The sequence below is a fragment of the Eubacterium sp. An3 genome (assembly GCF_002159465.1).
Lineage (GTDB): Bacteria > Bacillota > Clostridia > Lachnospirales > Lachnospiraceae > Anaerobutyricum > Anaerobutyricum stercoris.
On sequence record NZ_NFIR01000002.1, the window covers coordinates 101,000 to 117,636 of the forward strand.

Below are 16,637 nucleotides of genomic sequence, written 5' to 3' on the forward strand. Positions count from 1 at the left end.
TGCAACTGCCCGTTGCGGAAAAGAAACCGCATTTTGGTGGTATGCCGTCGGCAAATATTGTATGCTGACAGCGAAAGGAGGAGCACAACAATGACCTTTGGAGAAAAAATCCAAAAGCTGAGAAAGGAAGCCGGACTATCCCAGGAGGAGCTTTCTTATCAGTTAGGAGTATCCAGACAAGCCGTCAGCAAATGGGAGCGCGATAACGGATACCCCGAAACCGAAAAAATCGTCCGAATCAGTAAATTGTTTCAGGTATCTTTGGACTATCTTCTTAACGACGAAGATGCGGAAAAACCGGAAATGCGCCCGGATGAAAACGGCCTCTATGTCAGCCGGGAAATGGCGGATGGTTTTCTGGCTTACCAAAAAAGAAAAATGCTGAAAATCGGCGTTGCCGTCGGCCTGCTCGTCGGCAGCTTATCTCTTTCTTTTTGGAACGCCGAGATCAGTATGCTGCTATTCATGATCATCGTCATTGCAGGGATCATTCTTTTGCTCTCTGTAAAGCTGGCAGACAATCCGTATCGCAGGCTTTGGAAAGAAAATTTATCCTTTGACAAGACGGTGAAATCCGAATTGGCCTCTGCTTATTCCGACAAAAAGAAAGCGGCGCACATTCTTAATCTCACCGGAGCTGCCCTGATTGCCATTGGATTTTTCCTTTTCCCGATAATCGTCTCTGCAGAAATGTATGTCTTAGACAACATTATCTTTGCCTGCGGAATGATATTGGCCGGCGCAGGAGCCTTCCTGTGTGTATACGTGTCCGGAATCGTCCGGGCATACCGGTTACTGATTATGAATGAAGAATATCACGAAAAAAGGAAGTGAACTTATTTATGAAAAGAATTTTTTTGATAATAACAGCAATTTTGACGCTTCTCCTTGGCGGCTGCCAGGCGAAGGACGAAACAGATATCTCTGCTTACAGCGACGATATTGCAAAAGCACAGGAAATCTCGGTAGTTTCCGCTGCTTCATCAGAAGTCCTTGAAACGATTTCTTCCAAAGATGATATAGAACATTTTATTCAGACACTGGATCTGGAAAAATGGAAATTTACAACATTGCCTGACAATGCAGCAGAGATTGGCTCTTTCCGTTTCGCACAGGAGGAAACAATCAAATATACACAGACGGATACCGACGGAGAACTTCATACCGTTGCCACTATTACCCTGTATGACGGCTCTTACATCGGTTTTGAGACTGGCAATTTGAATATGACTTTTAAAGTGAGCGAAGCTGCCGCAGAGTATCTGAATGGGTATTTTGTGTAGTTTTCTTCTCACTTTCTCGCGCACTCTCCATCGCGTCCCGTGAGAATCCGGATGCCGTGATCCAGCTGGTCGAGCACCAGGTCGAGGCACTCTTTCACAGCCTTCGGGCTGCCCGGCAGGTTGACGATGAGAGTTTTGTGGCGGATGACAGATGCTTCCCGGGAGAGCATGGCCCGCCTTGTAATCTGCATGGAACCGGCGCGGATAGCCTCGGCGATGCCCGGGGCGTTCCGTGTAGCCACCGCCAGGGTAGCTTCCGGTGTGCAGTCCCTCTCGGAAAATCCGGTACCGCCGGTGGTGAGGATCAGGTTCACCTGGCGCTGGTCGGAAAGACGGATGAGCTGCGCTTTTATCTTTGTCACATCGTCAGGCAGAAGCAGTGTTTCGATTACTTTATAGCCTGCCTTTTGCAGTTCTTCCACAATGACCGGGCCGCTCTTATCTTCCCTCTGTCCGGCAGCTCCCTTATCACTCAGGGTAATGACCGCCGCAGTGAGAGGCCGCTCCGGGTCTTCCGGCAGGAGAATGACCTCGTCACCCACCCGGATGTGGCCGGGCTTTCGCACCTCGGCAAAGACGCCTTCCCGGGGCATGATGCAGTCGCCCATGGTCTGGTAGATGGCGCAGTGGCTGTGACATTCCTTGCCGATCTGGGTCATCTCAAGTTCCGCTTCCCCAATCTGAAAACGGCTGCCCACCGGTAAACTGGAGAAATCAAATCCTTCCACGATGAGGTTTTCTCCAAAAGCGCCAAAGTTCACATCGGCGCCTTTCTCCCGAAATGCTTCTATTTTTTCCAGGGAAAGAAGGCTCACCTGGCGATGCCAGTTTCCGCCGTGGGCGTCTCCCTCAATGCCCCAGTTCACTTTTAAATCCGCCTCCGGCACCTCAGTTTTCTGAGTCCCACGGCGTTCGCTGATACATATTCCTCTGATAATTCCCATATTTTCCTCCGATACTTTCTCTGTCAGCCGCCAATAGATATCATCTTTTTATTTTCCGTAATCTCGTCGGCACGCTCAAAACAGTGAGCCTGCGGCTTCTGGTAGATGGCTTCCGCCAGCAGATTCTTCAGTTCTGCCGGCGGCTGCGTCCCCTGTTGCAGCCGCGAAGGCTGTCCCGCCGCAAATTCCTTCCGCAGCGCCCGGCGCAGGTCCACGGAGGTTCCGTAGCACAGACAGGGCTTGATCTCTCCCTGGGCGCTCATGCGGATGCGGTTACAGTGATTGCAGAACTTTCCATGCATGGCGCTGATAAAACCGATGCCGCCCGCAAATCCCGGGATGGAGTAATAGCAGGCCGGGCCGTTGCCGTGAATAGAAATGTCTTCTTTTAAGGCAGGATATTTTTCCCGGATGCGGCGAAGAAGTTTTTCGTTGGAGACACCGGAGTAGGTCTTTCCCGCTCCAATCGGCATGATCTCGATGAACCGCACATCCACCGGATGGCTGCGGGCGTAAGAAATCATCTGCTCCCAGCCGTCTTCATTGACTCCTTTCAGGAGAACCGTGTTGATTTTTACCTGAAGTCCGGCGTCCACCGCCGCCTCAATACTTTCCATAACCTGCGGGAAAGCGTCCTGCCCGGTTATCTGCCTGTAAAGCGTCCGGTCCATGGTATCAAGGCTCACATTAACGCTTTTTAAGCCGTTTGCCAGAAGATCCGGCAGATACTTTTTCAGCAGAACTCCGTTGGTGGTCAGCGTCACGCTGTCGATGCCGGGGATATCCCGGAGCATGCCGATGAGCGCCGGGGCTCCCCGCCGCACCAGCGGCTCCCCGCCGGTCACCTTGATCTTACGGATGCCAAGTTCCGCCGCTGCGGTGCAGACCTGCACCATCTCCTCAAAGGTCAGAAGATGAGACATGGGAACGATCTCCACACCCTCCGGCATACAGTACCGGCACCGGAGATTACATTTATCCGTAATAGAAATGCGCATATAGTCAATCTCTCTGCCATACTGGTCTTTCATACCTTCGCCCCCCTGCCTGTCAATCTTCTCATTTCCTCTTCTGCTCTCAGAACGAAAAATCCCCGCTCTTGCCGCCGGTCTTCGTACACAGATGAATACTGTGCATTTCCATCCGCTTGTCGATGGCCTTGCACATGTCATAGATAGTCAGGAGAGCCACCTGCACGCCGGTGAGCGCCTCCATCTCCACGCCGGTCTTCCCGGTAGTTTTTACCCGGCAGAAGGCCGTGATCTCGTTTTTGTTCCCGTCGCTCTCAAAATCTATCTTTACGCTGGTCAGCTGCAGCAGGTGGCAGAGAGGAATCAATTCGGAAGTCTTTTTGGCTCCCATGATTCCGGCAATGCGCGCCGTCCCGAGGACGTCGCCCTTCGCCATATGCCCTTCCATCACTTTCCGGAAGCACTCTCTGCTCATGCGGATAACTCCCTGGGCCACTGCCTCCCGCTCTGTCTCTTTTTTGCCGCTCACGTCAACCATCACCGCGTTGCCGTCGGCGTCAAAATGACTGAATTCCATATCTGTTTCTGTCCTTTCTCAATTTTTCTCCGGCCGCCCTGCTCATTTTCCAAATCCGCAATTAGGAAATGTACAGACATCACAGTTCAGGCACAGGCCGCCCTGTCCAAGCGCCGCCAGCTCGTCCGCCGTCACCGGATCGTCCGCCATAAGCCTTGGCAGAATCAGGTCAAAAATCGTCCGTTTCGCGTACATGACGCAGCCCGGCAGTCCCACCACAGGAATCGTTCCGTTATAGTAGCTTAACAGGAACATGGCTCCCGGCAGCACCGGCGCACCGTAAGAAACAATGCGTGCTCCTGTGTTTTTGATGGCCAGCGGCGTCCGGTCGTCCGGATCCACGCTCATGCCGCCAGTGCAGATTACCATGTCGGCACCGTTTTCAATGTGCGTGAGAATGGCCGCTGTGATCTTTTCGTGGTCGTCGTCGCAGAGAATCTGCCCGATGACCTCCGTATCAAACTCTGCCAGTTTATCAAGGATGACCGGGGTAAATTCGTCTTTGATTCTGTGGTGATAGACTTCGCTTCCGGTGGTCACAATGCCCACTTTTTTATGAACAAAGGGCAGGAGCTGGAAGATTGGCTCATCCCCGCACATTTCCTTTACCTTTTCCATTTTTTCTTTTTCAATGACCAGCGGGATAATGCGGGTGCCCGCCAGCTTATCCCCTCTGTGTACTATAAAATCACCGTGGCGGGAGGCGATCATCATCTGTCCGAAACCGTTGACAAGACGCATTTTCGTATCGTCCACCTTTAAAAGTCCGTCGATATCCGCCACCAGCTCAATTTTTCCCTCTTTCACCGGAGTCGGGTGCATATGATTCCCTTTACATATCTCGTAAAGCACCTGCGCCGCGTCATTTTCATGCAGCATATTTTCGTCGTTTTCCCAGATATAGACGTTCTCCTTACCCACGCTCAGCAGCACCGGGATATCTTCCTCCCGGATCACATGTCCTTTGCGAAATACGGCGTCTTTGGTCACGCCCTTGATGATCTGTGTTATATCGTGGCACAGAACCTGTCCCACCGCGTCTTCTGTCCGCATCAATTTCATTCTATCCACTTCCTGTCTGTTATCATTATATTTTATCCGAGGCCGCACTCCGCGCCCAGATCCTCGATCAACACATCCATATTTCCACCGCATGCCATACCGTCCCTGGCCGCCACGTCGGCGTCCATCACAAAATGGTACAGACAGGATCTTCCCGTACCTGCTATGTCCGCCGCCCGCCGGATGACCTGGCTTTCTCCCAGTCCTCCGCCGATGGTGCCGCGGATGCTGCCATCGGCAAAGACCAGCATTTTAGCGCCTTCTTTTCTCGGCGTGGAGCCGGAGGCGCGAATGATGGTCGCCACCGCCGCCGGTTCCAGGCAGGAAGCAATCTCTTCCACGATGGACGGTTCCAGATCGGTCTGGATACTATCTTCTCTCCGGTCGATACGTTTGACCAGAATCAGCTCTGCCAGAATGGAAACAGCGATCTCCTCCGGCGTGACCGCCTTAATATCAAGACCGATGGGCGTATGGACAAAGTCCAGCCGTTCCTGGGGCACGCCCTCTTTCCGGAACATGGCAAACTGCGCCTGCACCCGCCTTCTTGATCCGATCATTCCAAGATACCCCGGCAGTTCCCGTTCAAGAAGATAACGCAGACAGTCTCCGTCACAGCTGTGTCCTCTGGTTACGATGACCACGTAATCACAGCTCGCCACCTGCACGCCGGCTAGCGCTTGCATAAAGGGTGCACATATGACTTTCTCCGCGTCCGGAAACCTTGACGTGTTGGCAAACTCTTCTCTCTCATCAATGACCCACGGTGTAAAACCTGTTTTTGCCGCGAAGGAACAGAGTTCTTTTGAAATATGCCCGCCGCCTAAAATGATCAGCCGGGCCTTTGGTCCCGCCGGCTCACAAATCCGGATCTCCGACTCATTTTCCTCCATAACGGGAACAAGGGAGAAAGACGCATCTTTCCCCCTGAGAATGTATTTATCGCAAACTGCCTGTTGTTCCGGTCTGTTTTTGCCAAGTACTGTCATCAGCCGGCACGTTTCACCTGCGCGAAGCGCCGACGCCAGTTCTTTATAACAATCTTTTACCATAGTTCTCCTTATCATTTTACCTGAAAATACATTGTATCACAGCCGTTCCATATCATACCTGGTAATTATTGTACTTCTTTCGGCAGTTCCCGTCAAATATATATTTCTTCTGATTTTCTTTATTTCTGAATCATCTCTCCTGCCATGGCAAGCATTTCCTGTGGACTGACATCTGTATCAAAGCCCTGAATCATATAGGAGACTCCATCTTTTTCCCACTGTACAGACGAAGACTCCCGTACCTCCACCTTATCATTTCCATAGGAAATGTAATAATTGCCGGCTGCTTCCAGATTCTTATCTTCTGCAGTGGCCTGATAATCTGCCGGCACAAATTTATAGGTGGATTGGAAAAATTCCACTGTAATACCGTCATATTCCGCTGTCAGATCTGCCGCCCTGTCGTCTGCCATACGCTCATCTGCCGCATGAATACTGCAGTTTAATTCTTTTCCTGACGCATTTTTATAAATGACGCCCAGTTCTTTTACTTTAAATATCTTATTTCCGTCTTCATCCAAAGCATTAAAAGCGTCGGTATTAAGTTCCGTATACCGGTAGCCGTTGGAAAAGCTCTCTACTGCGTCGGTCTCGATTCCTACTTTCTTTTCCATGCTGTCCAGATCATTCCAGTCTGTGGAAGTCTTATAATCTGCTATATTGGTTGTGGATACGTAGCTGACAGCTGTGCCTCCCGCAAAGATTCCCGCCGGAACCAGCAGACAGATGCATGCCGCCGCTGCTATATATTTTTTAAAATGTGATCTCTTTTTCATGGTTGATTCCTCCTGTCTCGCCGTTATCTCCATATCAATTCTTGTTTTCAAAAAATCTGAAACTCCGATGTGCTCGGTTTCCCTTTTTAATTCTTTTCGGAGCAGACTGTCAAATCTATCCTCTTTCATAAATTATCCTCCCTGTCTCTTCCTCTCCGGCATCAGATAGCATTTTTTTCAACTGCCTTCTGGCAAAATGCAGCCGGGACTTCACGGTTCCTTCCAGACAGCCGGTGATCTTTGCAATCTCATGTACACTCAGCTCATCATAATAATAAAGAACAATGACCAGCCGATGTTTTTCCGAAAGCCGGCGTACCGCCTTCGTGAGCTCTCCTGAGAATTCTCTGGCAATAGCTTCTTCCAGCGGTTCTCCAGATGTTTTTCCGGAAAATGTACTTTCCAGATACCGTTCTCTCTCCAGATGCAGCTCCATCTGTTCTTCCGGCATCTCTTTTTTCTGCTTCTTCATCAGTTTCCATCCGGTACGGACCAGACATTTTAACATCCACGGCCGGAACCGACTCTCATCCTTCAGCTCCTGAATGTGAAAATAACACTGTACGAAGGTCTCCTGCACAATATCCTCACTGTCCGCCAGATTATGACAAAGAAGCCACGCCGTCCGCATTGCCGTCTGCCTGTACCGCTCATACATAGCGCTAAAGGCGTCCTCATCGCCCTCTTTCCATTTTCTGATCAATTCAACGTCTGTCTCCATGCTTACCACCTCCCTGTGTCTTTTTGACGCGTCTATCTATAAGAGCACAGTTCTTCTGTTTTGGTTCAAATAATTTAAAAAAATCTGCAAGCTGCTTTTCCGGTTTTCTGTCGGCCACTGCTTTGTCGGCCGCCGTATTCTCTCCCTGGACGTAAAAACAGCCGGCCGCTTTTTTAAGCCGACCGGCTGTTTCTGTACTGTATCCTTCTTATTCAAATATATTCCCGTATTACGTCCGCAATCCTCTTATGTTCTTCATAAAGCTTGCTGACCTGGCCGTCCAGGCCGTCGAGCCCTTCCGGCTGTTTGTCTCTGGTGCTCTCCACGATGGGTACGTCAAGCTCATACAGCTGCCTCATGCCAAGATTGGTATATACGCCTTTGAGCGTGTGAGAATGGAAAAATACGTCCTCCACATTATGCTTCCGGAAAGCGTCAACAAGCTTGTCTATCTGGGTATCTTCCGCAAACAGACCGAGAAGTTCCACGTACAGCTCTTCCATGTTCATACATCGTGTCAGGGCATCCTTCACATCGCATTGTTCTTTTTCCATCGCCTTAATGATTCTGTTCATACTGTATTCCATTCGCTTTCTTTTTAATCGCCTGAATTTCCTTTATTTACATAGAAGTATATCAAAAAATTTTGAAAAAACAAAGGTTTTTCGACAAAAAAGTACTTCCATATTTTTACAGAGAACAAAAATGTCTCAGAAAATGCATTAGCCATCTTCCGGATTGTGGAAACCGCCGCCATGTCAAAGGATTGTCCGCTCTATCTACAGCAGCCGCTCCAGATGAGGGAACACTTCCACGCTTCTCTTCAGGATTCCATGCATGTGGGCGATGGCGATACCGTAGTTAGTGATCGGTACCTTCTGATCTTTGGCACATTTCATCCTGTACCGGACCTCCCGTTCATTCAGCATGCAGCCTCCGCAGTGGATGACCAGCGCATAGGAGGAGAGGTCTTCCGGAAAACTCTGCCCGGAACAGGTGGCAATGGTGAGATTCTTCCCGGTATGTTTTTTCAGCCAGTTTGGAATCTTCACCGTTCCGATATCATCGCACTGACGGTGGTGGGTACATCCCTCAGCAATGAGGACAGTATCGCCGTCTTTTAGATCGTCAATGGCAGCCACGCCTTCCACCGCCGTATCAAGAAGGCCCTTATATCTTGCCATCAGAATTGAAAATGAAGTCAATAAAATATCCTCCGGCACATCAGCGGATACTTTTCCGAAAGCCTGGCTGTCCGTTATGACCATGGCAGGTTTTTCTGAAAGCTTCGGAAGAATTTCCGGCAGTTCCGTCTCCTTTACACAGATCGCCGCCCCGCCGGCTTCCAGAATATCCCGGATCACCTGCTGCTGCGGGAGAATAAGCCTCCCCTTAGGCGCTGCGCTGTCGATTGGAATCACTAAAACCACCAAGTCTCCAACTTTGATCAGGTCGCTGGCCAGTGGGCGCTCCGTACCGGCGTTTTTTCCGATTTGCGCGATTTTCTCTTTTAATTCATAAATGCCCTTCCCCTCCAGAGCGCTGACAAATATTTCATTGTCTTTGGCCGCCGGCACAGTTTCCAGAAGGTCTTTCTTATTATATACTGCCACATAAGGAATCTCCTTCTCCTCAAATAAGGAGATCAGCTCCCGGTCGCAGTCGGTGCAGCCTTCCGCCGCGTCCACTACCAGCACCGCCACATCTGTGCGGTTTAAAATCTGTCTTGTTTTCTGTACTCTTTTTTCTCCCAGAGTTCCTTCATCGTCGTATCCCGGCGTATCGATGATCATGACCGGACCGATGGGAAGAAGCTCCATGGCCTTTTTCACCGGATCGGTAGTGGTTCCCTTTGTCTCGGAGACCACCGCCATATCCTGTCCGGTCACAGCGTTCACAAGACTGGACTTTCCTGCGTTCCTTCTTCCAAAAAATCCGATATGTACTCTCTCTCCGGACGGCGTATCATTTAATCCCATAATATTTTCACTTCTTTCTTTCCATTATTGTCATCGTACAGGCCGCATAGTTTTTGATAGTTCTGTTACTTTACGGCCCGCGCGGATTTTCTCCGTTTATTATAAGGAAGCTCCCTTCTTTTTTCAAGGCTGAGGGAAAAAGAGCTGAGAAAAGAAAGTGAACAAACCTGTCAGCTGAACAAAAAAAGGCGGCTGTTCTGATACAGCAGACTTTTACCGCCCGCAGCATCAGAACATGCCGTCCAGTTTTTTACAGACTCTCCTGCTTCTCACAGGATCGTACAAATATATTTTTTATTTTCTGATCATCAATGTAGCCACAGGCCTTGAGACCTTTTTCCACCACATTACGCCACTTTTCATCGCTGAGCTGGCAGATTTTATTGTCATCAAGTTCTACAGTGCAGACATTTCCAGCCCCATAGGGGTTATCACAGGAAACACGATACATATTTCTCCGGCTGATAGCGCCGATTTCTTCCAGCGTGTTGATCATCCGGTAGACGGTGGCTGAGCCAATGCCGCTGTCTTCTTCCAGGGCTTTGTAATATATTTCCTTGCAGCAGGAACAGTCTTCTTTCAGAATAATATCCAAAAGCATTTTCCGCTGCTTTGTGATCCGGCAGCCATTTTCCCGTAATCTTTCTATGATAATTTCTTTCTGCATTTGTGTCCGCTGATAACAATCATCAGAAGATAACTTTTTATCGCGCATTTGCCATGCCTTTCATATTTACGCCAAGAGTTTTACTTTCTTTGTACGGCCGGAAGAGCAGGTAAACGAAGCCGATGATCAGAATCACCGCCACTACCGTTCCGATTCCGAATCCGCCGCCTGCCACGAGGGTTCCGATCTGGTAAATGCAGAGGGAAACTACATAAGCAAGCAAAGTCTGATATCCTATGGCGATAAAGAACCATTTAATGTTGTTCATCTCTCTCTTGATGGCACCCATGGCAGCAAAACAAGGTGCGCAGAGAAGGTTAAACACAAGGAAGGAATACGCTGCCACCGCCGTCATACTGCCGGCAAGCTGCCCCCAGATCTCCGCTCCATCTTCCGCGACTTCCGCGAATCCGAAGAGAATACCAAAAGTACCTACTACATTCTCTTTTGCGATCAGTCCGGTAACCGCTGCCACTGCCATTTTCCAGTCGCCCCATCCAAGCGGTGCAAAAATCGGTGCAATCACGTTACCGATGGCTGCAAGAATACTGCTGTCAAGCTGCTCTGCTTCCAGCATGGTAAACCGTCCGTCCACCCATCCGAAGCCCTGCAGGAACCAAAGTACAATGGTTGATAAAAGAATGATCGTTCCAGCTTTTTTAATGAAGGAATACCCGCGCTCCCACATGCTCCGCAGTACATTTCCCACGGTCGGCAGATGGTAAGCCGGAAGCTCCATGACAAACGGAGCAGGGTCGCCTGCAAACAGCTTTGTTTTCTTTAAAATGATACCGGAGCAGATGATGGCCGCGATACCTACAAAGTATGCGCTCGGAGCCACCCACCATGCGCCGTCAAACAGCGCGCCGGCGATCAGCGCGATAATCGGCAGTTTTGCGCCGCAAGGCACAAAAGTTGTCGTCATAATCGTCATCTTGCGGTCTCTGTCATTTTCAATGGTACGGGAAGCCATGATTCCCGGAACACCGCAGCCGCTTCCAATGAGCATCGGAATGAAAGACTTTCCGGAAAGACCGAATTTACGGAAAATACGGTCCATGATGAAAGCCACACGCGCCATATATCCGCATCCTTCCAGGAATGCCAGGAAAATAAACAGTACGAGCATCTGAGGAACAAAGCCGAGAACGGCTCCTACACCGGCTACAATACCATCCAGAATAAGACTCTGCAGCCATCCGGCACAGCCGATGGCGTTCAGTCCGCCTTCAATAATCGCCGGGATGCTTGGCACGAAAATGGACTCGATGCCAAAAAGATGCCAGCCGTCTGCAAACACGCCGTCGTTAACCCAGTCTGTCGCCCATGTTCCCACGGTTGTCACAGATACGTAGTATACGATGAACATGACCGCCGCAAAAATCGGCAACGCCAGAAACCTGTTAGTTACGATCTTATCAATTTTATCTGAAGTTGTTAATTTTTCACCTTTTGCCTTTGTGACACAGTCATGGATAATGGATGAAATGTATGTATATCTCTCGTTGGTTATAATACTTTCCGTGTCGTCATCGAATTTGTCTTCCAGCATTTTAATCTGTGCGGAAACATCCGGAACTCTGGAAAGCTGCTCTCCTATTTTATCATCTTTCTCCAGAAGCTTTATGGCAAAGAAACGTTTCTGTTCTTCCGGCACCTGACTGCCCAGCAGAGCAGCTACATCTTCGATGATGTTCTCCACTTCGGAGTCAAAACTGTGTACCGGCATTGCCGCCTGTTTCTTCTGAGCCAGATGGACAGCTTTCTCGGACAGTGTTTTTATTCCGGTTCCTTTCAGCGCAGAAATCTCAACAACCTCACAGCCCAGCTTGTCAGCCAGCTTATTGGTATAGATCTTATCTCCGCTTTTTTCCAGAATATCTATCATGTTTACCGCCATGATCACCGGAATCCCCAGTTCCATCAATTGCGTGGAGAGATACAGGTTACGCTCAATATTGGTACCGTCGATAATATTGATGATGGCATCCGGTCTCTCGCCGATGAGATAATTACGGGCCACCACTTCCTCCAGCGTATATGGGGATAAAGAATATATTCCCGGTAAATCCATGATCACAACATCTTTATGTCCTTTTAATTTTCCTTCTTTTTTCTCCACTGTAACGCCCGGCCAGTTTCCTACAAACTGATTGGAACCAGTCAGCGCGTTAAACAATGTCGTTTTTCCGCAGTTAGGATTACCTGCTAACGCAATTTTCAATGACATTTTCATGCTCCCTTTCTCGATAGATTATTCATACTTAGAATAGATTGTTCATACTTTAATTAGTATATTCTAACCTCTGCGTCAAAAAAAATCAGCCAATCAAAATCATATCGGCGTCAGCTTTCCGCAAAGACAGCTCATATCCGCGGACGGTTATTTCTACCGGATCTCCAAGCGGCGCAACCTTACGGACATATATGTCCACACCTTTTGTAATTCCCATATCCATAATTCTCCGCTTTACCGGCCCGTCGCCTGTCAGCTTTATCACTTTGACCGTCTGCCCTATTTTTGCGTTACGCAAAGTTTTCATTCCAACATTCTTTTCCATTCATCCAGTCTCCTATCCAGTAATTAAGTTCCAGAGAATCTTATTCCGCCACAGCTATATCATAATTTTTGTGGCCATATCTTTTCCAATGGCAACTCTGGAATCTTTCACATTGACAATGACATTTCCTCCCACTCGTGAAACAAGAGTGATGGTTCCTCCCGTCACAAATCCAAGATTTTCCAGAAACTTGCGGGTTTCTTCCTTCCCGCCCACACGTTTGATTGTAATTGGTTTGCCGACATCGGCCATAGTCAGTGGCATCATCTCATCCTCTTTCTTTTCTGCATTTTATCTGCAGTTGCTTTTTCTCACAAAGTTAGTATATGCTAATCGAAATAAGTTGTCAATAACATAATTGAGAAAAATTATCAACAAACCGCAGACTACATCTGAGCCATCTGTTTTCCGAGAGATTTCAGTTCGTCAACGGCCGCATCATCCGGCATCTCCTGGCAGATAAAGCCTTCTCCGTTAACAAGCTCCGCGCCGGCGCCGCTCATTCTCTCTTCCCAGTCTCTCATCCACTGTCCATCTCCCCATCCGTAGGAACCAAACAAAAGGATCTTCTTTCCGGAAGCAAATCCTTCCACCTCTTCCACGAACGGCTCCATTTCCATTTCCTCAAGAACCTCCGCTCCCATGGCCGGGCAGCCCAGCGCAAATACCTTTGCTTCTTTCAGATCATCCATGGATGCGCTTCCCACTTCCACAACAGCCGCTTCTTTGCCCGCCTCGCTGATGCCCTCGCCGATGGCCTCTGCCATGGCCTGTGTATTTCCTGTCTGAGACCAGTAAACAACATATAATTTTTCCATTAATTCATCCTCCTGCTACCTGTATTAATTCCTGAATTTCCTTTCCATCAAAGATGGCGCGAATCAGACGCTCCCTGGCCAGTTCAAACTTCTGAAACAGACTTAATTTAGCCGCAGGATCCGCGTATACCTGCCAGTATCCCGTACAGAGGTAGTTTCTTCCCTTATTCTCCATGTATCCCTGAACATCTTCCGCCGGATAGCCCAGAAGTAATCCCAGTTCATGGGGGAAATCTCCCTTTTTCCCTATATAAGAACGATATTTCTCTTTGACGGAATGGAGCACTTCATAAAATCCTTTTCCTTCATAACCCAATACGCAAAGAAGGCGGATTACTTCTTCGCTGGCCAGATATTCTTTCAGCCACCTCTCATGATAAATGAGCATGGTTGTTTTTTTATCCATACGCGCCAGGCGGACACAGGATATTCTGGTTCCATTGAGAATCTTTCTGGCGTCCTCCTCATTCTCGCTGGCAATAATCAGCAGATTCGACGCCTTCAGCCCGGCGATCATCGGCGCGCATTGAAGGAGAAGCTGAACCTCCAGAGATTCCCGGTCTAATTTCTGTACGATTTTTAAAGTCTCTCTGTTCATATGTTTTCCTCCTGGTTAGGTATTTCTAACTCAAATTAAATATACCTAATCAAAGAGAATTCGTCAATACCTGTTGTTGAGAGTTTTTTTCAGAAAAGGGCAGATCAGCAGGAAAGAGAGAGCGTATCTGAGAATCTGACGGATTCGCGCGCTTTTGCCCGCACCAAAATTGGTGGAGATAACTTTTCTCCCTCTCAAAAAATTTTCTTTGCACCAGTCAGAGCAACAAAAAAAGCCGGATAAAGTACGGACGTCTCAGTCCGTGCCTTTATCCAGCTCCTCATTTCCAGCGAATGATTCACCCTCCGGGCAAGTGCTACTATTCTAGCATATCATTATTTTTGTGTCAATTTCATATATTTCCGGTTAAATTCCTCCCGCGGAATCGGCCGGCTGTAATAATAGCCCTGCCCCAGATCACAGCCCATGTCCAGACACAGCTTCTCATTTTCCACAGTCTCGACACCTTCCACCACCGTGGAAATCTTCAGCCGTCTGGTCAGCTGTACGATCTGTTCCATGATCACGCGGGAGCGGGCGTTCTTTCCGTCGCTGACCTCCAGAAGGAAGCCCCGGTCCAGTTTCAGTTCGTCGATATGCAGGTTTCCAAGGATATTCAGCGAGGAATAGCCGCTTCCAAAATCATCCATGGAAATACGGAATCCCAGTTTCTGCAGCAGAGAAATCTTCTGATTCAGCTCGTCCACATGATCCGCTGCCAGCCCCTCCAATATCTCAAGGGTCAGCAGGTTGCCCGGAACATCATATTTCTCAATGAGAGCGGTCAGCGTCTCTATATAATCATTCTCATAAAACAAAATCTTAGACTGATTAACAGAAATACCAATGGGTTCTGTACCTGCATCCAGCCATTCGCGAATCTGACGGCAGGCGCATTCCACCATATAGAGATCAAGCTTTGCACAGAATCCGTTTCTCTCAAACAACGGAATAAATTCATCAGGATAGATCATGGATCCATCCGACTTCATCCAGCGGACCAGCGCCTCAGCGCCCTTAAGCCTCCCCGTCTGCAGATCCATTTTCGGCTGCAGATAGAACTTAAACTCTCCGTCCCTGAGAGCCTGATGCATATGGCTCTCCACATAATTCTCCGTCTTTTCTTTCTCATGCAGCTTCGAATCATAAAACCAGACGTTATTCTTATAAGAACCCTTTGCCGTGGTCAGCGCGAACATCACATGGGTCATCAGCGGCGTCACATCCTTATTGCCCTCCTCGTTGGCTGCCACGCCGCAGTAAAGAAGAATCTGGTAATTATTATGATGATGACTGGAAATCTTGACCACAGAATCCATGATATTCTGAAGTCTCGTCAATATCTTCTGCCTGTCTGTTTCCAGCAGGCAAAGATAGAACAGATCCGCCTTATCCCGCGCAAAAAATTCTCCCGTCTGCATTTTATAGTCCAGCACGTCTTTCACCTCAACGAGCAGCGTATCCCCATATTCTCTTCCAAAAATCTCATTGATAAACTTGAACTGGTGAATATTCAGCGCCACCACCGACAGAGCTCTTCCCTGCTCCAGAAGCTTGGACAGCTCCTGATTAAAAAAGGAGAGATTCTTTGCTCCGGTCAACGGATCATGATAGGCATGACGCCAGAGCTCCCGGTTATTTTTCTGCACCAGACGAAAACCATATATAAGCAGAAAGAGAATGATCAGAGCCACTCCGGCAAGTCCGATTCCCATGATCGCAAGCACCGGATAGAGAGATTGATTGCTCTCCTGCAATGTATTGACGCACATCAGATACCATCCGTTTAATCCCACAGGATCAAGAAGCACCTGATATGTTTCATCCTCATACGTAAAGGAAGAGAACACGCTCTCCTGCCTGTTCATCTTTTCCTTTAGCACCGGAACTTCTTCCGGGTCAAAATACGGCCCGTCAAAGATATTCTGCATTTCTTCCTTCACTATGGCGTTCTGAGAGCGAATCAGAAAATCCCCTTCCGTTCCTACCATGTGCAGATAACCATTACCACCGAGCACTGTGTTGCCATCAAAAATATCAGAAAAAATCTCCAGCTGATCGCTGGCCATCAGAGCGCCCGCCAGCTCATCGTTGATATATACAGGAACTGCATAGGCAAACACACTTTCTTCCATGGCTTCGCTGTAAAACAGGCGGGATACACTTTTCTCCCCCTGAAGAGCCTTTTCAACGACAGGATGCACGGCCTTGTTCAGATCCGTATACTCTATATCTGTGCTGACGCCGGCTCCCGTGATGGAAACAATACCGTCTCCTTCTTTATAGAAAAACGCCATGGTCTGAAAATTATTCTGCTCATTTGAAATATTCAGTCTTTCGGCAAATGTCTCTCTGTCCTCCAGAAGCTCGCTGGTAAAAAAACTCGCCAGCGTATCCAGGCTCTGGAAATCCGCATTAATCTGCCGGTAAATCCTGCCTTTATATTCTTCCGTCTCGACCGTCATCTGTTTTCTTGCAGAATCGTTCATGGTCTGCATCAGAAAATATATGAGAAATACGGCAATGGCTACCAGTAAAAGGACAACGCCGGCAGTCAGGCGCACCATCCTTTTTATCTGTAAACGTGTCATTTTCTCATTCATGTTTATCGCCCCTCATCCAGTGGTT

Annotated in this window: 18 protein-coding genes; 2 read left to right on the forward strand and 16 right to left on the reverse strand. The window is 48.5% G+C overall.

Annotated elements, in window-relative coordinates; translation table 11 throughout:
- Window positions 1–90 precede the first annotated feature (90 nt).
- Window positions 91–834 (forward strand): helix-turn-helix domain-containing protein, encoded by a 744-nt coding sequence (locus B5F87_RS02850; RefSeq protein ID WP_087276470.1) that lies wholly within the window; start codon window positions 91–93, stop codon window positions 832–834.
- A gap of 8 nt (window positions 835–842) precedes the next feature.
- Window positions 843–1,283 (forward strand): hypothetical protein, encoded by a 441-nt coding sequence (locus B5F87_RS02855; RefSeq protein ID WP_087276473.1) that lies wholly within the window; start codon window positions 843–845, stop codon window positions 1,281–1,283.
- 8 nt (window positions 1,284–1,291) lie between these two features.
- Here the strand turns inward: B5F87_RS02855 and B5F87_RS02860 are convergent, their stop codons facing one another.
- The 16 genes from B5F87_RS02860 to B5F87_RS02940 all read right to left on the reverse strand — a co-directional run bounded on the left by B5F87_RS02860 (window position 1,292) and on the right by B5F87_RS02940 (window position 16,612).
- Window positions 1,292–2,227, reverse strand: a complete 936-nt coding sequence (locus tag B5F87_RS02860; RefSeq protein WP_087276476.1) for an MOSC domain-containing protein — start codon at window positions 2,225–2,227, stop codon at window positions 1,292–1,294.
- A 23-nt stretch (window positions 2,228–2,250) separates the two neighbouring features.
- On the reverse strand, window positions 2,251–3,258 hold the full coding sequence (gene moaA / locus B5F87_RS02865; RefSeq protein WP_087276479.1) for a GTP 3',8-cyclase MoaA: 1,008 nt from the start codon (window positions 3,256–3,258) through the stop codon (window positions 2,251–2,253).
- Window positions 3,259–3,304: 46 nt separating this feature from the next.
- Complete coding sequence (gene moaC / locus B5F87_RS02870) at window positions 3,305–3,775, reverse strand: cyclic pyranopterin monophosphate synthase MoaC (protein WP_087276482.1); 471 nt, start codon at window positions 3,773–3,775, stop codon at window positions 3,305–3,307.
- 42 nt (window positions 3,776–3,817) lie between these two features.
- On the reverse strand, window positions 3,818–4,837 hold the full coding sequence (locus B5F87_RS02875; RefSeq protein ID WP_087276485.1) for a molybdopterin-binding protein: 1,020 nt from the start codon (window positions 4,835–4,837) through the stop codon (window positions 3,818–3,820).
- Between the two features lie 32 nt (window positions 4,838–4,869).
- On the reverse strand, window positions 4,870–5,889 hold the full coding sequence (locus tag B5F87_RS02880) for an XdhC/CoxI family protein (RefSeq protein WP_158096931.1): 1,020 nt from the start codon (window positions 5,887–5,889) through the stop codon (window positions 4,870–4,872).
- Window positions 5,890–6,008: 119 nt separating this feature from the next.
- A complete protein-coding gene (locus tag B5F87_RS02885; RefSeq protein WP_087276491.1) occupies window positions 6,009–6,794 on the reverse strand; it encodes a DUF4179 domain-containing protein in 786 nt (261 codons plus the stop codon).
- The gene (locus tag B5F87_RS02890) at window positions 6,781–7,386 is read right to left on the reverse strand and encodes an RNA polymerase sigma factor (RefSeq protein ID WP_087276494.1); all 606 of its coding nucleotides are present in this window, start codon (window positions 7,384–7,386) and stop codon (window positions 6,781–6,783) included. The genes B5F87_RS02885 and B5F87_RS02890 overlap by 14 nt, the downstream gene beginning before the upstream one ends.
- 212 nt (window positions 7,387–7,598) lie before the next feature.
- On the reverse strand, window positions 7,599–7,961 hold the full coding sequence (locus B5F87_RS02900) for an Hpt domain-containing protein (RefSeq protein ID WP_143405181.1): 363 nt from the start codon (window positions 7,959–7,961) through the stop codon (window positions 7,599–7,601).
- 204 nt (window positions 7,962–8,165) lie between these two features.
- A complete protein-coding gene (gene hydF, locus B5F87_RS02905) occupies window positions 8,166–9,365 on the reverse strand; it encodes a [FeFe] hydrogenase H-cluster maturation GTPase HydF (protein ID WP_087276502.1) in 1,200 nt (399 codons plus the stop codon).
- A gap of 250 nt (window positions 9,366–9,615) precedes the next feature.
- Complete coding sequence (locus B5F87_RS02910) at window positions 9,616–10,032, reverse strand: transcriptional repressor (protein ID WP_087277297.1); 417 nt, start codon at window positions 10,030–10,032, stop codon at window positions 9,616–9,618.
- Between the two features lie 37 nt (window positions 10,033–10,069).
- Window positions 10,070–12,262 carry a ferrous iron transport protein B gene (gene feoB, locus B5F87_RS02915; RefSeq protein WP_087276505.1) on the reverse strand — a complete coding sequence of 731 codons (2,193 nt, stop codon included), beginning with the start codon at window positions 12,260–12,262 and terminating at the stop codon, window positions 10,070–10,072.
- A 91-nt stretch (window positions 12,263–12,353) separates the two neighbouring features.
- Complete coding sequence (locus tag B5F87_RS02920; RefSeq protein ID WP_087277300.1) at window positions 12,354–12,575, reverse strand: ferrous iron transport protein A; 222 nt, start codon at window positions 12,573–12,575, stop codon at window positions 12,354–12,356.
- A gap of 72 nt (window positions 12,576–12,647) precedes the next feature.
- Window positions 12,648–12,860 carry a FeoA family protein gene (locus B5F87_RS02925; protein WP_087276508.1) on the reverse strand — a complete coding sequence of 71 codons (213 nt, stop codon included), beginning with the start codon at window positions 12,858–12,860 and terminating at the stop codon, window positions 12,648–12,650.
- A gap of 119 nt (window positions 12,861–12,979) precedes the next feature.
- Complete coding sequence (locus B5F87_RS02930) at window positions 12,980–13,411, reverse strand: flavodoxin (protein WP_087276512.1); 432 nt, start codon at window positions 13,409–13,411, stop codon at window positions 12,980–12,982.
- Between the two features lie 4 nt (window positions 13,412–13,415).
- On the reverse strand, window positions 13,416–14,009 hold the full coding sequence (locus B5F87_RS02935; RefSeq protein WP_087276515.1) for a DUF3793 family protein: 594 nt from the start codon (window positions 14,007–14,009) through the stop codon (window positions 13,416–13,418).
- A gap of 335 nt (window positions 14,010–14,344) precedes the next feature.
- Window positions 14,345–16,612: an EAL domain-containing protein gene (locus B5F87_RS02940; RefSeq protein WP_087276518.1), complete on the reverse strand. Its 2,268-nt coding sequence runs from the start codon at window positions 16,610–16,612 to the stop codon at window positions 14,345–14,347.
- Window positions 16,613–16,637: the final 25 nt, after the last annotated feature.